General features: G+C 48.9%; 17 protein-coding genes and 1 pseudogene. 15 read left to right on the top strand and 3 right to left on the bottom strand.

The genetic code is table 11. From position 1 onward, the window contains the following. Positions 1-59: 59 nt before the first annotated feature. From ABXS70_RS13870 to ABXS70_RS13860, 3 genes are all read left to right on the top strand, one after another. Positions 60-605 (top strand): stalk domain-containing protein, encoded by a 546-nt coding sequence (locus tag ABXS70_RS13870; protein ID WP_366296373.1) that lies wholly within the window; start codon positions 60-62, stop codon positions 603-605. Positions 606-731: 126 nt separating this feature from the next. After that, entirely contained in the window at positions 732-1,433 is a 702-nt protein-coding gene (locus ABXS70_RS13865) for a response regulator transcription factor (RefSeq protein ID WP_366296371.1), read from the top strand. Next, entirely contained in the window at positions 1,430-2,470 is a 1,041-nt protein-coding gene (locus tag ABXS70_RS13860; protein ID WP_342555684.1) for an ATP-binding protein, read from the top strand. The genes ABXS70_RS13865 and ABXS70_RS13860 overlap by 4 nt, the downstream gene beginning before the upstream one ends. Before the next feature lie 136 nt (positions 2,471-2,606). Here the strand turns inward: ABXS70_RS13860 and ABXS70_RS13855 are convergent, their stop codons facing one another. Beyond that, positions 2,607-3,272: a hypothetical protein gene (locus ABXS70_RS13855; protein ID WP_342555685.1), complete on the bottom strand. Its 666-nt coding sequence runs from the start codon at positions 3,270-3,272 to the stop codon at positions 2,607-2,609. A 61-nt stretch (positions 3,273-3,333) separates the two neighbouring features. Continuing rightward, positions 3,334-3,855: a hypothetical protein gene (locus tag ABXS70_RS13850; protein ID WP_342555686.1), complete on the bottom strand. Its 522-nt coding sequence runs from the start codon at positions 3,853-3,855 to the stop codon at positions 3,334-3,336. 225 nt (positions 3,856-4,080) lie between these two features. On the opposite strand from ABXS70_RS13850, the gene ABXS70_RS13845 reads away from it, so the two are divergent. The 5 genes and pseudogenes from ABXS70_RS13845 (at position 4,081) to ABXS70_RS13825 (ending at position 8,462) form a co-directional block, all read left to right on the top strand. Next, a complete protein-coding gene (locus ABXS70_RS13845; RefSeq protein WP_342556310.1) occupies positions 4,081-4,758 on the top strand; it encodes an SOS response-associated peptidase in 678 nt (225 codons plus the stop codon). 251 nt (positions 4,759-5,009) lie between these two features. Continuing rightward, positions 5,010-6,140, top strand: coding sequence for an NADH-dependent flavin oxidoreductase (locus ABXS70_RS13840; protein ID WP_342555687.1), 1,131 nt, complete (start codon positions 5,010-5,012; stop codon positions 6,138-6,140). Between the two features lie 156 nt (positions 6,141-6,296). Beyond that, entirely contained in the window at positions 6,297-7,064 is a 768-nt protein-coding gene (locus ABXS70_RS13835; protein ID WP_366296651.1) for a DeoR/GlpR family DNA-binding transcription regulator, read from the top strand. A 284-nt stretch (positions 7,065-7,348) separates the two neighbouring features. Continuing rightward, positions 7,349-7,807, top strand: a complete 459-nt coding sequence (locus ABXS70_RS13830) for an OsmC family protein (protein ID WP_342556312.1) — start codon at positions 7,349-7,351, stop codon at positions 7,805-7,807. 57 nt (positions 7,808-7,864) lie between these two features. Next, positions 7,865-8,462: pseudogene (locus ABXS70_RS13825) on the top strand (DUF2062 domain-containing protein). Here ABXS70_RS13825 and ABXS70_RS13820 read toward each other — a convergent pair. After that, positions 8,440-9,369, bottom strand: a complete 930-nt coding sequence (locus ABXS70_RS13820) for an AEC family transporter (RefSeq protein WP_366296368.1) — start codon at positions 9,367-9,369, stop codon at positions 8,440-8,442. The pseudogene ABXS70_RS13825 and the gene ABXS70_RS13820 overlap by 23 nt on opposite strands. 222 nt (positions 9,370-9,591) lie before the next feature. Between ABXS70_RS13820 and ABXS70_RS13815 the strand changes: the two genes are divergently transcribed. From ABXS70_RS13815 to ABXS70_RS13785, 7 genes are all read left to right on the top strand, one after another. Next, positions 9,592-10,674: a lactonase family protein gene (locus tag ABXS70_RS13815; RefSeq protein ID WP_366296366.1), complete on the top strand. Its 1,083-nt coding sequence runs from the start codon at positions 9,592-9,594 to the stop codon at positions 10,672-10,674. Between the two features lie 418 nt (positions 10,675-11,092). After that, positions 11,093-11,725: a 3-hexulose-6-phosphate synthase gene (hxlA, locus tag ABXS70_RS13810; RefSeq protein WP_111269405.1), complete on the top strand. Its 633-nt coding sequence runs from the start codon at positions 11,093-11,095 to the stop codon at positions 11,723-11,725. Positions 11,726-11,729: 4 nt separating this feature from the next. Then, positions 11,730-12,293, top strand: coding sequence for a 6-phospho-3-hexuloisomerase (hxlB, locus tag ABXS70_RS13805; RefSeq protein ID WP_342555694.1), 564 nt, complete (start codon positions 11,730-11,732; stop codon positions 12,291-12,293). A gap of 313 nt (positions 12,294-12,606) precedes the next feature. Beyond that, a complete protein-coding gene (locus ABXS70_RS13800; RefSeq protein ID WP_366296363.1) occupies positions 12,607-12,969 on the top strand; it encodes a helix-turn-helix domain-containing protein in 363 nt (120 codons plus the stop codon). Between the two features lie 180 nt (positions 12,970-13,149). Beyond that, positions 13,150-14,952 (top strand): oligoendopeptidase F, encoded by a 1,803-nt coding sequence (gene pepF / locus ABXS70_RS13795; protein WP_366296361.1) that lies wholly within the window; start codon positions 13,150-13,152, stop codon positions 14,950-14,952. A 108-nt stretch (positions 14,953-15,060) separates the two neighbouring features. Beyond that, positions 15,061-15,585 carry a DUF2500 domain-containing protein gene (locus tag ABXS70_RS13790; protein WP_366296359.1) on the top strand — a complete coding sequence of 175 codons (525 nt, stop codon included), beginning with the start codon at positions 15,061-15,063 and terminating at the stop codon, positions 15,583-15,585. 283 nt (positions 15,586-15,868) lie between these two features. Beyond that, the gene (locus ABXS70_RS13785) at positions 15,869-17,365 is read left to right on the top strand and encodes a rhamnulokinase family protein (protein ID WP_366296357.1); all 1,497 of its coding nucleotides are present in this window, start codon (positions 15,869-15,871) and stop codon (positions 17,363-17,365) included.

Raw genomic sequence — 17,365 nt, 5'->3', positions numbered from 1 at the left:
TAAGTTGTTCGCTATATCGTAGTCCATGCAAGCAACTAAACGATGGAGTGTGATAAAAAATGATGAAAACAGGCACAAGCAAAAAGATGATTGCAGCAGCGATGTTGGTGATGTCGTTAACGTTCTCAGGATTAACGAGCGCAAGCGCGGCAGAGATGAAAATGATCAAAAAGGATGGCATGGAACTTGTGCAGTTGAGGCAGGCTGCAAATATGTATGGTTACAGCATTATGTGGGACAGCCAAGATCGTTCGGTCACATTGATGTACAATGGCGGGATGGACGATATGAAGATGAAAGACGAGATGACAATGAGCAGCGACATGAAGATGCATAACGATTTGATGAATACAGATAGCAAGATGATGGACGATGACATGATGATGACGGACGACGATAAGATGATGAAGGACGATAAGATAATGAAGGAAGAAATGATGATGCCTGCGGCTAAAACCATTAAAGTGTGGGTGGGTTCTAAAAAAATGATGGTCGACGGCATGCAGGTTAGTCTGAATTCAATGCCTTCTATACATGAGGGGAGTACGTATGTGAGTCATATGGTCGTTTCCAAATACATGATGCCTATGAATACGATGAAGTAAGATTAGGAAGATAGAGGAAGCATAAAAAGAAGATAAATGAAGTAAGAAGATAAACGTGACAATGCATGACCATCACCCTGTGATATGATATTGCAAAATGCTTGTTTTGAATATGGGGTGAGTTCATTGAATGAGCGTATTATGGTGGCCGATGATGACAGCAATATTACAGACGTATGCTGCAGGTACCTGGAGCGGGAAGGTTATACGGTTGTAACAGCTAGGGATGGCTTGGAGGCGATTGAGATGTGGCGCAGTCAGACTCCGCATTTGATTGTGCTTGATCTGATGATGCCGCATAAAAATGGCTGGGAAGTCTGTAATGAGATTCGGCAAACGGAAGATGTACCGATTATCATGCTGACTGCTCGCGGGGAAGAGCAGGATCGACTAATGGGGCTGACTATGGGAGCCGATGATTATTTGACCAAACCCTTTAGTCCGAGAGAACTGGTCCTGCGTATCAAAGCAGTATTGCGGAGGACGCGAACAGCACAGGCCTCATCTGCTGCCTCCACACATACGATTAGTTATGAGGGGATGATGATTGATTTTGCGAGACGTGAAGTAAAGATCGGCGAACGGCTCATTGACTTAACGGTTACCGAGTTTGAGATGCTGTATTTGCTGGCAAGTCACCCCGGGCAGGTATTTTCACGCAGCCAGATGATGAGCAAAATTTGGGACTTCAGCTATGAGGGAGATACAACTACAGTGACCGTGCATATTCGGAGATTGAGGGAGAAGATTGAACAGAATGCTTCGGATCCGAAATATATCAAAACCGTATGGGGCATTGGTTACAAGTTTGCAGGTGGCTCGTCATGAAGCTGCGTACGTATTTGGTATTGTCCAGTCTTACAGGCATTGGCGTACTGCTGATCTGTTTATTGATCAGTTATTCAAAAATGCTGCTTACCATCGAACAGTTTTATCTATTGTCGGCAGTAACGGGCGGAGTAGGTTTACTTTCTTTTGTTCTTCAGTATTTATTAACGAAGCCATTAGAGAAGTCCATCGCACGTATTACAGAGCGCACAAAGCGACTGGCCGAAGGGGATTTCCAGACGGAAGTCCCTCTCGTCGGTCCACAGGAATTCAAGATGCTCGCACAGCAATTTAATGAAATGAGCTCCAGGCTGAAGGAGAGCTTTGACGATCTGCATCATTCCGAATCAGCCAGACGAGAGTTAATTGCAAATGTTTCCCATGACTTGCGTACACCTCTGGCCTCGATTCAGGCTTTTGTTGAAGCGCTGGAGGATGATGTAATCAAGGATGAAGTCACCTTTCAACGATACTTGAACACGATTCGTCTGGAAACGAAACGGTTGGGAGGCCTGATTCAGGACCTTTTTGACCTATCCAGTCTGGAAGCGAAGGGGGATCAGTTCGATCCTCAGCCCAGCCATGTTGATGAGTTAGTGCTCAGCACACTGGAGAGCTTTTCGTTTCATCTTGCCGAGAGACAGCTGCGCGTGGAGATTAAGCTGCCTGATCGATTGCCGGCGGTTATGATGGTGCCTGCACAGATGAAGCGTGTACTCTCTAATTTACTGCAAAATGCCATTCAATACTCTCCTGTCGAAGGCACAATTATGCTTACTGCAGCTGAGCAGGGAGCATTTTTACGAATTGCGGTGATGGATGAAGGTGAGGGAATTGAAGTGCAGGAAACGAAACGTATTTTCGACCGTTTTTATCGCATTGATAAATCTCGCAGTAAAAATAATGGAGGTGCGGGACTTGGGCTCGCCATTGCTCAATCGATTGTGGAACGGCATGGGGGTGAGATCGGGGTGCAGAGTACAAAGGGTGCAGGCAGCTGCTTCTGGTTTACCCTTCCGGTGTATGTCAGCCGCTAACTTTATTCAGATATCTTTCGAGCGGCAAAAAAACGTACTGATCGGTTCCCCGGGCAGCACGTTTTTTTATTTTATGTAGAGCAGTATGCTGCGGCAGGACATGGAACAGATATAGAAGCATGAAAACATGGAAGGGTTACGGAGTCGACTGCTCGTCCTTAATCTGCTGCAGATCATTGAGGCTCAGCGTCAGATTATTCTCCGGATGTGCACTGACGATGACTTCCGTCTCGGAAAGTTCACTTGGCTGGTTTGATTCGGGAGCGGGCTTCACCACGTAAAGGCTCTGGACGCTGTTCAGCAGACTTGCAGGCGTGTCTGCATACGTTTCAAGGAACAGAACGTAGTCTTTGGTTGGCAACAGCTGAAGATTATCGTCATTAATCACTTTGGTACTGCCCAGTTGGCCGCCAAGCTGCTTGACTTCAAGCTGATCTCCTGCTGTGTAACGGCCCTTATAGGGTTCTGCCACCTGAACCGTATAGATGGTATAGATTTTGTCAAAAGAAATCTGTTCATCCGCCGCGCTTTCAGCAGTGCCCAGCTCATTTTGTTCCAGAGAGTCCGTCTTAGCTTTGTCATTCAAAGCTTCAATTCGGGTCTGGATCACACGGCCCTTCACGATGGTATCGGCCCGGTCAGTTAGAGCATCTATACTGCTGTAATTCGGGTAATCTTCGGAAGCAATGACAGTGATCGGCGCATCAGAGGGAGAAGCGGCAGGTGATGTTGAAGAGCAGCCCACGACAGACAGAACAAAAAGGGACGAGACGAGCAGGGTGAATACTCGGTTCTTTTTCATAGATTGGAATCCTCCTTGGTAATAGGCTGTACAGCTTAAGTAAGATTACAGGTCACGCGGATTAATATCTGGATTTGACATTGTTAATATCGAAGGTTTGCGGTTTGGTCATAGAATTCCGGTTACGGGTATAAGACATGATCGAAGGGCTGCTGGTTGTTGGATTGTCACCGAGCCAGATGGAGTGGCCGAGTTCATGGACGAACACGCTTTGAATGAAGTTGGTCAGGTTGGAGGCATCGGTGGTGATCGTGGAGGTGTTAAGCTCAATGCGGAAGTTAACGACCTGATTGCCGGAGACGGAAGCGTAGTTGACACCATATGCGGTATTGTTGAAGCTGCCGACGGTAATCGTGTTGGAAGAGCTGCTTGATTTGACAAACTGTACTTTGGCTCCTGCGTTGTTCCAGTTGGCAAGAGAAGTGTCCATTGGACCCTGCCATGCAGCGGCGTAAGTATAAGGACGGATCGGAATGGTGGAGCTTGGGTAACCGTAATTCAAAAAGGTTGCGGCGTAGATCGTGCTGCCAAACATTGCAAGCGCAGAAAACAGCATCAGGGTCATCAAAAACTTCCTTTTCATGCTTAAAACCTCCAATAAATGTATATTTTCTCTATTATAGTAACAAGGAAAAGCGAACCTGGAATGAGTCTCAAGTCGTTGTTTTTGTCGTGAAAAAAAGGAAATGCTTGTGCCGCAGCGGAAGGCTTGTCACAACAAGTCGTTTTCTGTCCAGGGAGTATGCATAAATTCCCTTTACTTACAAACAATACACTCAACCCTGAACGAAAAAAGGAGTGTATGATGATGTGCGAACGCTTTTCACTCGCGGCGGACCTGGATGAAGTCCGGGATCATTTCAAGGTACAGCGGGTCATGTATTACTATAAAAATCGTTATAACATCAGTCCAACGCAGCATACGCCGATCATTCTGCATCAGGATGGAGAACGGGTTCTGGATGAGTTCCGTTGGGGGTTTATACCGTTCTGGGGGCGGGATGCAGTGAATGCGAACTTGATGACCGTGCATGAAAATCCGGCGTATTACAAATTGGTTGAAACCAAACGATGCGTTATCCCATGCAACGGGCTGTATTACTGGCGCCAAGAAGGGAAAAAGCGTTATGCCGTGCGTGTTGTGATGCCGGATCGCGGTCTATTTGGCATTGCGGGGCTGTATGAGATTTGGAAAGACACCCGTAAGCAGCCGCTGCGTACCTGCACGATGCTTATGGCTGGTGCTAATCTCGTAACCCGCGAGTTCGGCAGTAAAATGCCGGCGATTCTTGCAGAGGACGAGATTAATACTTGGCTTGATCCAGCCAATACACGGGTAACGCAGCTGCTGCCGCTGCTCAAAACCTACAATCGCACAGATATGAATCTATATCCGGTCACACCGATGGTGGCTAATGATGAACATGATTGTTATGAATGTGTGGAAGAGATGGAACAGAAGCTGGCATATGTTCGGAGCTACTGAGGATTGTAATGCAGAGGCTGCTTGTGGTATTTCTTGTTTCTGAGATTTCGAAATGGTTAAAAGAACAGGATGGGGAGTCCGATGGACGCTCTGTCCTTTTCAATGTTTGTCATTTTTCCCGCGTGCAGGCAGGAGCATTGAAAAAGCAAAAGTTGCAATTGAATTAAAACGTAACTATAATAATTACAGTAAAAGAATGCATATATCCATATATCTATTTAAAGAGATATATAACCGGGAGGAAACCACGAATGAATCCAAAGTATTCCAAAATGTTTGAACAAGTTTCACTGCCAAGCGGCATTACGCTGAAAAACCGGATCGTGCTTGCTCCTATGACTCATATGTCCTCTAATTCAGATGGCACGGTATCCGATGCTGAGCTTGCATATTATGCACGCCGCACTGGGGGAGCGGGGATGTCGGTTACAGCAGTAACTCATGTTACGCCTAACGGAATTGGATTCCCTGCCCAATTTGGTTCTTACGACGACAGTTTTATCCCCGGACTGAAACGTCTGGCTGAAACGATCAAACAGCAAGGCTCTGCTGCTGTACTGCAAATGTTTCATGCAGGCCGTCTGACACCGGAACAAGCCGTTCCAGCAGGTGAGGTGGTCGCACCTAGTGCCGTTGCAAGTGAACGTCCCGGCTCTCCGGAGCCTAGAGAAATGACGGATGAAGAGATTACATCCGTCATTCGTGATTTCGGTGAAGCGACTCGCCGTGCGATTGAAGCCGGTTTCGACGGTGTTGAGATCCATGGCGCAAACGGGTACCTGATCCAGCAGTTTTTCTCTCCGCACTCCAACCGTCGCGAAGACCGCTGGGGCGGCAGTGTAGAGAAACGTCTGGCATTCCCGCTTGCGGTGGTAGACGAAGTACAGCGTGTCGCTGCCGAGCATACGAAGCTTCCGTTTATTGTGGGATACCGCTTCTCCCCGGAAGAGCCTGAAACGCCGGGTCTGACGATGGAGGATACGTATGCACTTGTCGATGCTTTAAAAGATAAAAACCTCGATTACCTGCACGTTTCCTTGAATGAGTTCTGGTCGAAGCCAAGACGGGGTGAAGAAGATACACGTTCCCGGATCGAATATATTCTGGATCGTGTGGGCGGCAAAGTGCCTGTGATCGGTGTAGGCGCGATCCACACCGCAGACGAGGCGGCAGCAGCTCTGGAGACGGGGGTCCCGCTGCTGGCTATTGGACGTGAGCTAATTATCGAGCCGGACTGGGTCGAGAAGATTGAAAGCGGACGGGAAGAGGACATTGAGACAATTCTGACGAAAGCGGATCAGGAGCGTCTGGTCATCCCTGACGGATTGTGGAATGCGATTATCCATACACCGGGTTGGTTCCCTATGGCAGACGACAAATAAAAAGTTGAAATGACTGAATGAAGGGGGCGAAAGCCTCCTTTTTTACATAAATGTACGAATGCTGTTTCCGTATGGTGAAATTCTCCTGACAGCCGCTCTATGGTATGATGGGATGACAGATTTAGGTGGAACAATAACGGTTTGGAGTGAATGATGATGCTCGTTGCGGAACGATATGAAAAAATAGTGGAATGGGTCGATGTGCATGGAAGCATGCGTGTCACCGAGCTTAGTGAGCGCTGCGGAGTCACGGAGGAGACGATCCGCCGTGACCTGGACAAGCTGGAGCAGGCAGGCAGGCTCAGACGCTCGCATGGTGGAGCGGTAAGTGTGAAATACAAAGACGAGCTGCAGTCCGAGATCCCTTATCCCGAGCGGGCTGTAGCGCATGCAGACGAGAAACGCCGCATTGCTGGTGAAGCGGTGAAGTTGGTGGTGCCGGGCGACCGGATTGCACTCGATGCGAGTACAACCACGTGGTACATGGCAGCTGGACTGCCGAATATTCCGCTCACGGTACTGACCAACTCGATGAAGGTTGCGGCCGAGCTGAGCACGAAAGAACAGATTCGTGTCATTGCTGCAGGCGGACAGCTTGCGCCCAAATCCTTGTCTTTTGTCGGTCCGCTCGCAGAACGTTCGCTGGATGCGTACCATGTGGATAAGGTGTTTCTATCTTGTAAAGGGGTGCATCTGACCAAGGGCATCAGCGAGTCGAATGAATTACAGGCGCTCGTGAAGCAGAAGATGATTCATATTGCCGATGAAGTGATCCTGCTTGCTGATTCGAGCAAGTTTAACATTCAAGCTTTTACAAGAGTGGCAGCGATGGAAAGTGTTAGTAAAGTGATTACCGATCTGGGTGCACAGGATGAGCATGTCCACGCATTGAACGAACTTCAAATTCCGTGTATACGTGTGTGAGCGTAACGGACGTCAGAATATTACAAAGGAATATTTATAAGTTAAACTCTTTATTTACACTTTAACGGAGAGGACAGAAAAAAACTGAAAAAGCGGAGCTAAAAGCTTTCTGAAAAGAAAGCTAACATCGGAAGCATACGCTTCGCCTTTATCACCGGATTTTTACCTTTGGAAAAGGGAATCAAAAAAAATCTGAGGATAACAGCGATTGGAAGTTTATTCCGTCCTTGGAGTGTCAGTGTAAAAGTATTTAGTTCAACTTATCATAGGAAGGATCGATGGCAATGAAACATCCGTTTCACTTAAAAGCAGTATGGAATGGCGGTCGAAACAGCGAGGGCACGATTGATGCAGGGGGGTTAAAAACGGTTATTTCCATCCCGCAGGAGATGGGCGGTCCGGGTACAGGAACTAACCCCGACGAGATGCTGCTGGGGGCAGCGGCAACCTGTTACCTGATCACCCTCGCCGCGATGCTGGAGCGTTCAGATATCACACCTGATGAGCTGACGCTGGAATCGGAGGCTGCGGTGGATGTGACGAATAACGTATTTACGTATGAGCGGATTGTACACCGGCCGCGAATTGTGCTTGCTGTTGATGCGTCCGAGTCGGATGCGGCCAAGGCTGAGCGGCTGGCACATAAGGCGGAGCAATCCTGTATGATATCCCGTGCTGTGGCAGGCAATGTGGCGATCGAAACTCATCCTGTGATTGTAACCAATGGAGCTGGCGCAGTGTGATATAATGGGTGCAGACGACATTATTCGTCATTTGTGCAAAATAAGGAGAAATTCAGGATGAAGAACCAGAAGCGCAAACCCAATCGAATGGCACGTTTGACTCGTGCGATAAAACTGAATTTTCTCAAACTTTTACGTGCTCCGGGCGGTGCTCACAAAGTATCTACCGGATTTGCCATAGGATTCGGTCTTGAATTGATCGTGATCTCGACTGCATCTTTGATTTATCTCATATTCTACCCGATTGTGCGTCTTTCGGGAGGTTCTATGCCAGCGGCCATCGTTGGTAACGTTGTGGGCAAGTTAACGTTTCTGCCGATTATTCTAATGCCGCTTGCGAAGCAGATTGGATCTTGGATGTCTGCCTTCCCACAGTATGGGTCAGGGACCTATGCATGAGAGTGCATGGATGGAACTGTTTCACGGGAACTGGTCTGCTGTGAGTGAGCTGCTGCTTGGCGGACTCGATATTTTGGCAGGCATGAGTGTGCTTGGTCTGATCCTCGGCTTCATTTCGTACTTCGTCGTCAAATTTTTCTACGTCAGAGCCCTTCATCGGCGGCATGAACGCCGGCTGGAGAAGCGCCGCCAAGCGGCGAACGCCTCCAGTGCCGGTACAGCGCCTGTACTGATCAGGAAGACATCACAATCATAATCGGCAGGAAGACCATCGATGCAGCGGTGGTCCAAAGAATGCAGCGGGAAACAAACCGCGGGGAAGCGCCGAACTGTTCAGCCAAAATAACCGCGTTGACTGCGGTCGGCATCGAAGCAAGGATAAGCAGTACAGAGAACAATACGCCCTCGACCTGAAGTGCCTTCAGAATAAGCCAGGACAAGACCGGTGCTGCGACCAGGCGTACGACAAGTCCGGCCCAGAAAGCACGGCGAACGTTGGACTTCCAAGGCGCTGCATCCCCTTTGGAGCGGAGCATCTGTGCGCCCAGGATCGCGAGAACAATGGGAGAATAACCGGCAGCCATCATAGAGATGCCCCCATCGAGTGCTTCAGGCAGCTGCATACTGGAAGCCCGCAGGATGATTGCGATAACCGCTGCATATATAGTGGGCATGCGAAATACAGACAGGATTGCCTGTTTTACGGTGAATTCCGATCTTGCGGCAAAGAAAATACCTACCGTATTCACAATAATCATCTGTCCGATGACATAGACAGAAGCCTTGTCCAAGCCGAGCTGGCCGAAGGCAAGCAGCACAAGCGGGAGCCCGTAATTCACACAGTTGGTAAATGTGGAGACGAGGGTAAGGCCTGCTTTTTCCGGTGCACCCAGACCAAAAATCCGGCTCAGCAGCTCGGCAAGGGCCCAGAGAGCAATCAGATTCAGGACCGAGAACCAAAAGGTGCCTGTGACGTCGGTCCATGTGATATCTGCATGCAGCAGCGTATGGAAGATGAGTGCAGGGCTTAGAATATAGAGGGAAAACGCCGAAAGCGGACGAGTATCCCAGTCCCTGAAATGTTTTAACAGTATTCCTCCGATCACTGGCAGGGATATAGGCAGAAATACATGGTAGAGTGTAACTAAAAACGAGGTCAACAATCTGTTCAGTCCTTTCTGGATGAAAAACCTATCTTATCATAGCAGGAAAATTCATGCAGTTGAACGCTAATAGTGTAATTCGATGTGAGGCTTCGTACAGGCTGCTTACAACATGGCTTGGCTCTGAGGGAGTAAGCTGGTGTTGGATTGCTATTTTGATATGACAGATTTATTATAGAAGAGGTACAGCGAGACTACATACACATAGAGGAGGAAACTGTAATGAGTGAATCAAAACGCTTGCTCGTCTTGGTCGGCTCTTATGCCGAAGCTGAAAATGAGGGCATTTACGCATATGAATTAAATGAGGATACAGGCAGTCTGGCGAAGCTGGACGGCATTGCAGGAGTGAAAAACCCGACGTTTGTGAATGTGGACGCAGAAGCAAACAAACTGTATGCGATTGGTGAAACGGCGTCTGCCGAAGGCAGTAAAATGTCGGAAGCGGTGGCTCTGAGCGTGGACCCTTCCACAGGAAAATTGACACTGCTTAACCGTAAGGATTCGATCTCTGCTCCGCCATGTCACATTCAGCGTGACCCTTCCGGTAAATATTTGATCCTGTCCAGCTATCACGGTGGATTGGTAGGACTCCAGGCTCTCACGGACAATGGTGAGGTTGGAGCGCTGCTGGACGAGAAGAAACATGAAGGTCACGGGGCGCATCCTGAACGTCAGGACAAGCCGCATGTGCACTCTGCCTTCTTCAGCCCGGACGGCAAATATATGATGGTACAGGATCTCGGTGCAGACAAAATTGCGATTTACATCCTTAACACAGACAAAAATGAATTGGTGCTTCATAGTGAAACGAAGACTCATCCAGGCGCAGGCCCGCGTCATTTGACGTTCCATCCGAATGGTCAATTTGCATACGTGATCAACGAAGTAGATTCGTCCATCACAACGTACAAATACGATGCGGCAGCGGGCACGCTCACTGAAATCTCGAATGTATCTACTCTGCCTGACGGTTATGAAGGCAGCGAGAACACAACTGCGGAGATTACCGTTTCCAATGATGGTCGCTTTGTGTATGGTTCCAACCGTGGACACGACAGCATCGTAGTATTTGCTGTAGATGCTGACAAAGGTACGCTGTCACTGGTGGAGCATGTCTCCGCGGAAGGACAGCACCCGCGTCATTTTGCATTGACACCGAATGGTAAAATGCTGATCGCAGCTAACCGTGATACGAACAGTATGGTTACCTTCACCGTAGATCAGGAAAGCGGACGCTTGAAATACACAGGTCATAGTACAGGTGTATCCAAACCGGTATGTGTGAAACCAGTATATCTGTAATTGGTTTATGGAATAAGCTGCTTTGTACTGTTCATGTCAGTATAAGTATAGATCAGGGACCCTGCCTGTTAAGGCGGGGTTTTCTTTTTTTATTTATTTTTCAAGGAAGATCCGAACGGGGCAATCTCAGGTTAACCTCATGTATGAACACGAGTGCCTGGATTTTAAGGGAGTTGAACAAAACTGTAAGTGTTAAATGATTCTTATAACAACGAATAAGTATCATTAGTTTCTCCCAAGTAACTACCTCACTTGAAAGTGCGTACTTCCTGAATAGATAGTCAGGCTCTACAATGAACTAGCAGCCGCAATACAGCGTCGTACCATCCAAAACGCAGAGGATTGGCTGCTGCAGCAGCAGAAATATTTTAATTCAAAATCATTTACTTATACTTGAACAACAAAGGAGACATAAAACATGAAATTACAGCTCGCACTTGATTTAGTTAACATCCCTGACGGTATCGCATTGGTTAAAGAGGTTGAGTCATACATTGATATCGTAGAGATTGGCACGCCAATTATCATTAATGAAGGTCTGCATGCCGTAAAAGCAATGAAAGAAGCTTACCCTAACCTGCAGGTGCTTGCGGACCTGAAAATTATGGACGCTGGCGGATATGAAATCATGAAAGCAGCTGAAGCCGGCGCAGACTTGATTACCGTTCTGGGTGCAAGCAACGATATGACAATCAAAGGTGCAGTCGAGGAAGCGAAAAAACAAAACAAAGAAGTTCTCGTGGACATGATCAACGTGCCAAACCTGGAACAGCGGGCGCGCGAAGTTGACGCTCTGGGCGTAGACTACATCTGTGTTCACACCGGTTATGACCTTCAGGCTGTGGGACAAAGCCCGTTCGAAGACCTGCAAACCATCAAAGGCGCGGTGAAAAATGCAAAAACCGCTGTCGCTGGCGGCATCAAATTGGACACACTGCCAGAAGTAATCAAAGCACAGCCTGATCTTGTTATTGTTGGCGGTGGCATCACAGGACAAGCAGATAAAGCAGCTGTGGCATCTGAAATGCAGCGCCTTGTAAAACAAGGGTAAGCTTATGAGCGGCACACGATACACCGCAGCCATCCTGAAGGAGCTGGAACGCACACTAAGCCAGATCGACGATGCCGAGATGCAGGTCTTGGCAGAGCGACTGCTGGCAGCAGAACGTATTTTTGTAGCTGGAGCGGGTCGTTCGGGACTGATGGGAAAAGCATTTGCGATGCGGTTGATGCAGATGGGACTAGCTGTCTACGTCGTGGGTGAAACCGTGACCCCGGGCATCAGCTCGGCGGATTTCCTGCTGTTATGCTCGGGGTCGGGGGAGACAGGCAGCCTTGCGGCGATGGCACGAAAAGCCAACCAAGCAGGTGCTCCTGTAGGCTTAATGACAATTAAGCCGGAGTCTACGATTGCGCAGCTGGCACAGGCAGTCGTTCGTCTGCCTGCCTCAGCCAAAGAAGATACAGCGGATGCCGGAGCAGATGTGACAATACAGCCCATGGGTTCACTGTTTGAGCAGAGTTTGCTGCTGAGCATGGATGCTCTGATCCTGACCATGATGGAGATAAAAGGCATGACCGGAGCCGACATGTTTAGCCGTCATGCGAACCTGGAGTAGCTCCGTGGAGCTGACCAAGCCTCTCTGTATATAAGAAGAAGTAGACCGGAGTCCTCTGCTGTGAGCAGGGATTGCGGTCTTTTCTGTGAAAAAGGTAAAGGAACTTTGCATTCCGTCCATGCTGTAGTAAAATGATGCATTAGGGTTTGATCACATGCACACGTTGGCCGATGGGGAATCAGGCTCAAGATAGAAATAAAAATAAACGTTAGGAAGTTGAACGATTCTTTTACACGTTATTGCGTCTGCGGAGTGGACTGTGTAACTCTTTAGTTCAACTTCCATAGTTACGAGATAAAGGGGGCTTGGAGCCATGGCGTCCGAAGTCAAGGAACGTATTAATTTGAAAGAAATCAACTGTGAAAAGGAATTAACTCTCGCGGTGATTGGAGGCAAGTGGAAGCTCATTATACTGTGGCACCTTGGTCTTGAAGGCACGAAACGATTCAGTGAGTTGAAACGTCTGATCCCGCATATTACACAAAAGATGCTGACGAACCAGCTGCGGGAGCTGGAAGAAGACAAACTGGTGGAGCGCAAGGTGTACGCCGAAGTGCCGCCCCGGGTCGAATATTCGCTGACAGATCATGGTCAGAGTCTGATGCCTGTGCTGCACGCAATGTACAACTGGGGCAAAAACTACGGAGAAAATGTAATCTGGAAAGAGACGAAATGAATCATCTAACGAAACGTCAAGTGAGCTGGACACGCCAGAGCTTGGCGTTTTTTAGTTTCAAGCCGGATTGAATTCTGCATTTGTAAACCAAAAGTCTCATAATTAGAAGATGTCATGTATAGAGTGGCGGATTATGATACGATGAGAGATATTGGAAACGCAGGGAGGATGACGTTTAAGATGGATAAGATACGTACTCGTGCCGAAGTCATGGAGGAAGCAACCTGGGATCTGAGGGATTTGTTTGCATCAGACACTGAATGGGAACAGGAACTGACATCCTTGCCGGACGCTGCGGCAGATATCGAGACATTCAAAGGCACCCTGGGTCAAAATGCCGAGCAATTGCTCGCTTGTCTGGATGCCCGTGAAGCTCTGCAGGAGCGGATCGGCAGGACGGCCGCTTATGCACGTTTAAAACAGTCCGAGGACAGCACGAACCCCGTCAATATTGAAAATGCATCTAAAGCTGGGGACATTCTGTCGAGCCTGTCTTCACGTCTGTCTTTTGTCAACTCCGAGATCGTTTCGCTGCCGGATGGTACCATCGAGCGGTATTTGGAAGAACTTCCGGGTCTGGAACCCTACAAACGCAGTCTGGACAGGCTGTTAGAGGAAAAAGCACATCGGCTCTCGCCTGAAACCGAGAAAGTGCTTGCTTCACTGAGTGAAGTGCTGGATTCGCCATACCGAATCTATCAGCGCGGCAAACTGGCGGATATGACTTTTGATGAGGCGCTGGATGGGGAGGATCAATCCCGGCCGTTATCATGGTCATTTTACGAGAATAACTACGAGATGTCTTCCGACACCAAACTGCGCCGTTCCGCTTACGCTTCATTTAATGCAGCGCTGCATAAGTACAAGAACACGTTTGCCGAAGGGTACGCTGCTGAAGTGAAAAAACAAGTGGTGCTGTCACGTCTTCGGGGATACGACGATGTAACAGATATGCTGCTGGCTCCGCAGCAGGTCAGTAAAGAGATGTACAATCACGTGCTCGATATTATTCAAAAGGAACTTGCCCCGCACATGCGCAGGCTGGCAGCGCTGAAAAAGCGTGAGCTTGGACTCGATAAGCTGATGTTCTGTGATCTCAAGGCCCCGCTTGATCCCGAGTTCAGTCCGGCCATTACATACGATGAAGCCTGCACGCTGATTCGTGAGGCATTGGAAGTACTGGGACCTGAATATGGAGAGATCGTTGAGCGTGCCTTTAGTGAGCGCTGGGTTGATTATGCGGACAATGCAGGCAAATCCACCGGCGCATTCTGTTCCTCGATCTATGGAGCACACTCTTATATTCTGATTTCGTGGGCCAATAACATGCGTGGAGCATTTACGCTGGCCCATGAAGTGGGACATGCAGGCCACTTTATGCTGGCTGGTCAATATCAGCGGCTGACGAATACACGGCCATCCCTCTACTTTATTGAAGCGCCTTCGACAATGAATGAGATGCTGCTGGCGGATCATCTGCTGAAGCGTTCCGATCATCCAAGAATGCGGCGCTGGGTCATTCTGCAGCTGCTGAATACGTATTATCATAACTTCGTAACACATCTGCTGGAGGGTGAACTGCAGCGGAGGGTTTATACGCTAGCTTCGGAAGATAAGCCGATCACGGCTAAGACGTTAAGCGAGCTGAAGGGTGCCATTCTCTCGGAATTCTGGGGGCCTGAGCTGGTTGTAGATGAAGGTGCCAAGCTGACGTGGATGCGGCAGCCCCATTATTATATGGGACTGTACCCGTATACTTATGCAGCAGGTTTAACGGCCTCAACGGCAGCGGCACAGAAAATCCGGGAGGAAGGACAGCCTGCGGTAGATCGCTGGCTTGAAGCACTCAAGTCCGGCGGCAGTCTTGCACCGCAGGAACTGATGAAGCTTGCCGGAGTAGACATGTCGGGACCTGAGCCGATTCGGACGGCAGTCGCTTACGTCGGCAGTCTTGTCGACGAACTTGAACGTCTGTATTCGTAAACGGGTACATATAGTATACGGACAAGGCAGACGGGCTGAGTGCATGCCCCGTCCCTTAGACGGGGAGGGTGAACTGTTATTTTGCATGTGGGAAAGGAACGATGAGTTATGGCGCTAACGGGCATCTTCACAATTGCGAACCGACTGAGTGTGGACGGATTCGGTGGAGTGGATGATTTGAGCAGCGTGCCGGGATTTGAAGGAAACCAGAGCGGCTTTTTTTCCGGATTGAATGAGTTCGGTGCGATGGGTACGTTCGTCCCTATGTTTATCGGCATCATATTTCTGATTGTGGCAGGCGGCATCGTATACGCAATCTTCTCGGGTGTGCGAACCTGGTCCTCCAATAACGCATCAGCCGTATTGACGCTGCACTGCAGCGTGGTTGCGAAGCGAACAGAGGTTAGAGGTGGAAGCGGAGACAGCAGAACCCGAACGAGTTATTATGCGACGTTTGAATTCGATAACGGAGAGCGTCTGGAATTAAACGTGGGCGGCCAAATGTACGGCATGCTGGTGGAACAAGATCGGGGCATGCTGACCTATCAAGGGACACGCTTCAAACACTTCGAGCGGGATATTCAGCCTCAATCCGGATATACCGGAGCGGAAAGCGAACAATTCTACAGATAAAACGGATGCAGCGGCTCCTCCCGAAAAGGGAGAGAGCCGTTTTTTTGCTGTGGGATGAGATTCCGAATTTATAGGTATTCAAACGCTTACAATAGTGATATACTTTAAAAATAAAAATAAACAGTATTAAACAAATGTAAACAAAGAGAATTTGAAGAATGAAATAAAGATAAAAGTAAACATCCAAGTGAAGATAAAAGTGAAGCTGCACGTTAAGATCCCGGTCGGGTTGGTTTTGGGTGAGGTTGAAACACGATAACTTGTGGAAAAGGTGGGGAAAGCAGTGAGTGTGCTGGCTTATGATTTGGGTGCGGGGAGCGGAAGAGCCATCCTTGGACATCTGAATGATCGGGGGATAGAAACCCGTGAAATTCATCGGTTTAAGAACGAGCCGGTCAAGATCGGTGAGCGGATGCACTGGGATATTTTGCGGCTGCATCATGAAGTGCTTCAGGGATTAGTCCTCGTAAAACAACAGGGAGAAGTGCCGGAGAGTCTGGGAATTGATTCCTGGGGTGTTGATTTTGGTCTGCTTAGCGGCCACGGTGAACTGCTTGGCAATCCATATCATTATCGCGATACACAGTTCAGCGGCATGATGGATACGATCTTACGGGAGTTATCTGCAAAACATATCTTTGAACGTACAGGCATCCAATTTCTCCCTTTTAACACGCTGTATCAGCTGGCTGCGCTTAAGCGCAGTGCTTTTCCGTTACTGCGTGAGGCTCAGCGATTCCTTATGATTCCCGATCTGCTTCGATATTTTCTAACTGGAGAAGCAGTGAATGAGTTCACAAATGCGACAACCACACAATTATACAATCCGGTGTTGGGGCATTGGGATCATGAGCTGCTCGCGCATATCGGTATCTCTGACCAATGGTTCGGAGAAGTCGTGATGCCGGGAACGACTGCAGGGCAGCTGCGCGGCAGCATACGTAATGAATTCGGTCTTGCACCCATTCCGGTGATTGCTGTAGCGGAGCATGACACCGCATCGGCTGTGGTAGCGGTTCCGGCAGCGGAGCGATCGTTTGCTTATCTAAGCTGCGGAACATGGTCCCTGATGGGAACCGAGCTGGATCAGCCTGTTATCAATGCGAAGAGCCTGGCGCTGAACTTTACTAATGAAGGCGGTGCAGGAGGCACGTATCGTCTGCTCAAGAACATTATGGGCCTCTGGATTCTGCAGGAATGCATGCGGCAGTGGGAGCGCGAAGGACAAGGGATCAGCTATGCAGCTTTGCTGGCGAAGGTTGAAACGGCGCCGCCGTTTGCCAGCCTGTTCGATCCGGATGATGAGTTGTTTCTGCCTGCGGGCGATATGACAGATCGCATCCGCCAATACTGCCGCAAGACAGGACAGCGTGAACCTGAGGACCAGGGCAGTGCGGCCCGTGCAATTCTGGAGAGTCTTGCCTTGAAATATCGCAGCGTTCTGGAGTGGACAGAAGAACTGTCAGGCCAGTCATTCAGCGGTCTGCATATGGTAGGAGGGGGCATTCAGAACCAGCTTTTATGTCAATGGACAGCCAATTCAATTGGTAAGCCGGTATGGGCTGGACCTGCGGAAGGAAGTGCCATCGGAAATATGGCTGTGCAGTGGATCGCGAGCGGTGCGTTCAAAGATATCTGGGAGGCACGCAGCGCCATACGCTCATCCTTTCCGATTACGGAATATGAGCCGCAGCTTAGAGCAGACTGGACAGAAGCTTATGAACGATTTATGCAGATAACAGCTGTGCCGCCAGATTCAGAAACCGGAAGCGGGGTGTAA

This window comes from Paenibacillus sp. AN1007 (genome assembly GCF_040702995.1).
Classification (GTDB): Bacteria; Bacillota; Bacilli; order Paenibacillales; family Paenibacillaceae; genus Paenibacillus.
This window is presented reverse-complemented; position numbering and strand designations above follow the sequence as displayed.

What these genes read in the sequence shown, in the direction of transcription:
- ABXS70_RS13870 (WP_366296373.1), top strand. Translation starts at nt 60, where the DNA reads ATGATGAAAACAGGCACAAGCAAAAAGATGATTGCAGCAGCGATGTTG.
- ABXS70_RS13860 (WP_342555684.1), top strand. Translation starts at nt 1,430, where the DNA reads ATGAAGCTGCGTACGTATTTGGTATTGTCCAGTCTTACAGGCATTGGC.
- ABXS70_RS13855 (WP_342555685.1), bottom strand. Translation starts at nt 3,272, where the DNA reads ATGAAAAAGAACCGAGTATTCACCCTGCTCGTCTCGTCCCTTTTTGTT.
- ABXS70_RS13850 (WP_342555686.1), bottom strand. Translation starts at nt 3,855, where the DNA reads ATGAAAAGGAAGTTTTTGATGACCCTGATGCTGTTTTCTGCGCTTGCA.
- ABXS70_RS13845 (WP_342556310.1), top strand. Translation starts at nt 4,081, where the DNA reads ATGTGCGAACGCTTTTCACTCGCGGCGGACCTGGATGAAGTCCGGGAT.
- ABXS70_RS13840 (WP_342555687.1), top strand. Translation starts at nt 5,010, where the DNA reads ATGAATCCAAAGTATTCCAAAATGTTTGAACAAGTTTCACTGCCAAGC.
- ABXS70_RS13835 (WP_366296651.1), top strand. Translation starts at nt 6,297, where the DNA reads ATGCTCGTTGCGGAACGATATGAAAAAATAGTGGAATGGGTCGATGTG.
- ABXS70_RS13830 (WP_342556312.1), top strand. Translation starts at nt 7,349, where the DNA reads ATGAAACATCCGTTTCACTTAAAAGCAGTATGGAATGGCGGTCGAAAC.
- ABXS70_RS13815 (WP_366296366.1), top strand. Translation starts at nt 9,592, where the DNA reads ATGAGTGAATCAAAACGCTTGCTCGTCTTGGTCGGCTCTTATGCCGAA.
- hxlA (WP_111269405.1), top strand. Translation starts at nt 11,093, where the DNA reads ATGAAATTACAGCTCGCACTTGATTTAGTTAACATCCCTGACGGTATC.
- hxlB (WP_342555694.1), top strand. Translation starts at nt 11,730, where the DNA reads ATGAGCGGCACACGATACACCGCAGCCATCCTGAAGGAGCTGGAACGC.
- ABXS70_RS13800 (WP_366296363.1), top strand. Translation starts at nt 12,607, where the DNA reads ATGGCGTCCGAAGTCAAGGAACGTATTAATTTGAAAGAAATCAACTGT.
- pepF (WP_366296361.1), top strand. Translation starts at nt 13,150, where the DNA reads ATGGATAAGATACGTACTCGTGCCGAAGTCATGGAGGAAGCAACCTGG.
- ABXS70_RS13790 (WP_366296359.1), top strand. Translation starts at nt 15,061, where the DNA reads ATGGCGCTAACGGGCATCTTCACAATTGCGAACCGACTGAGTGTGGAC.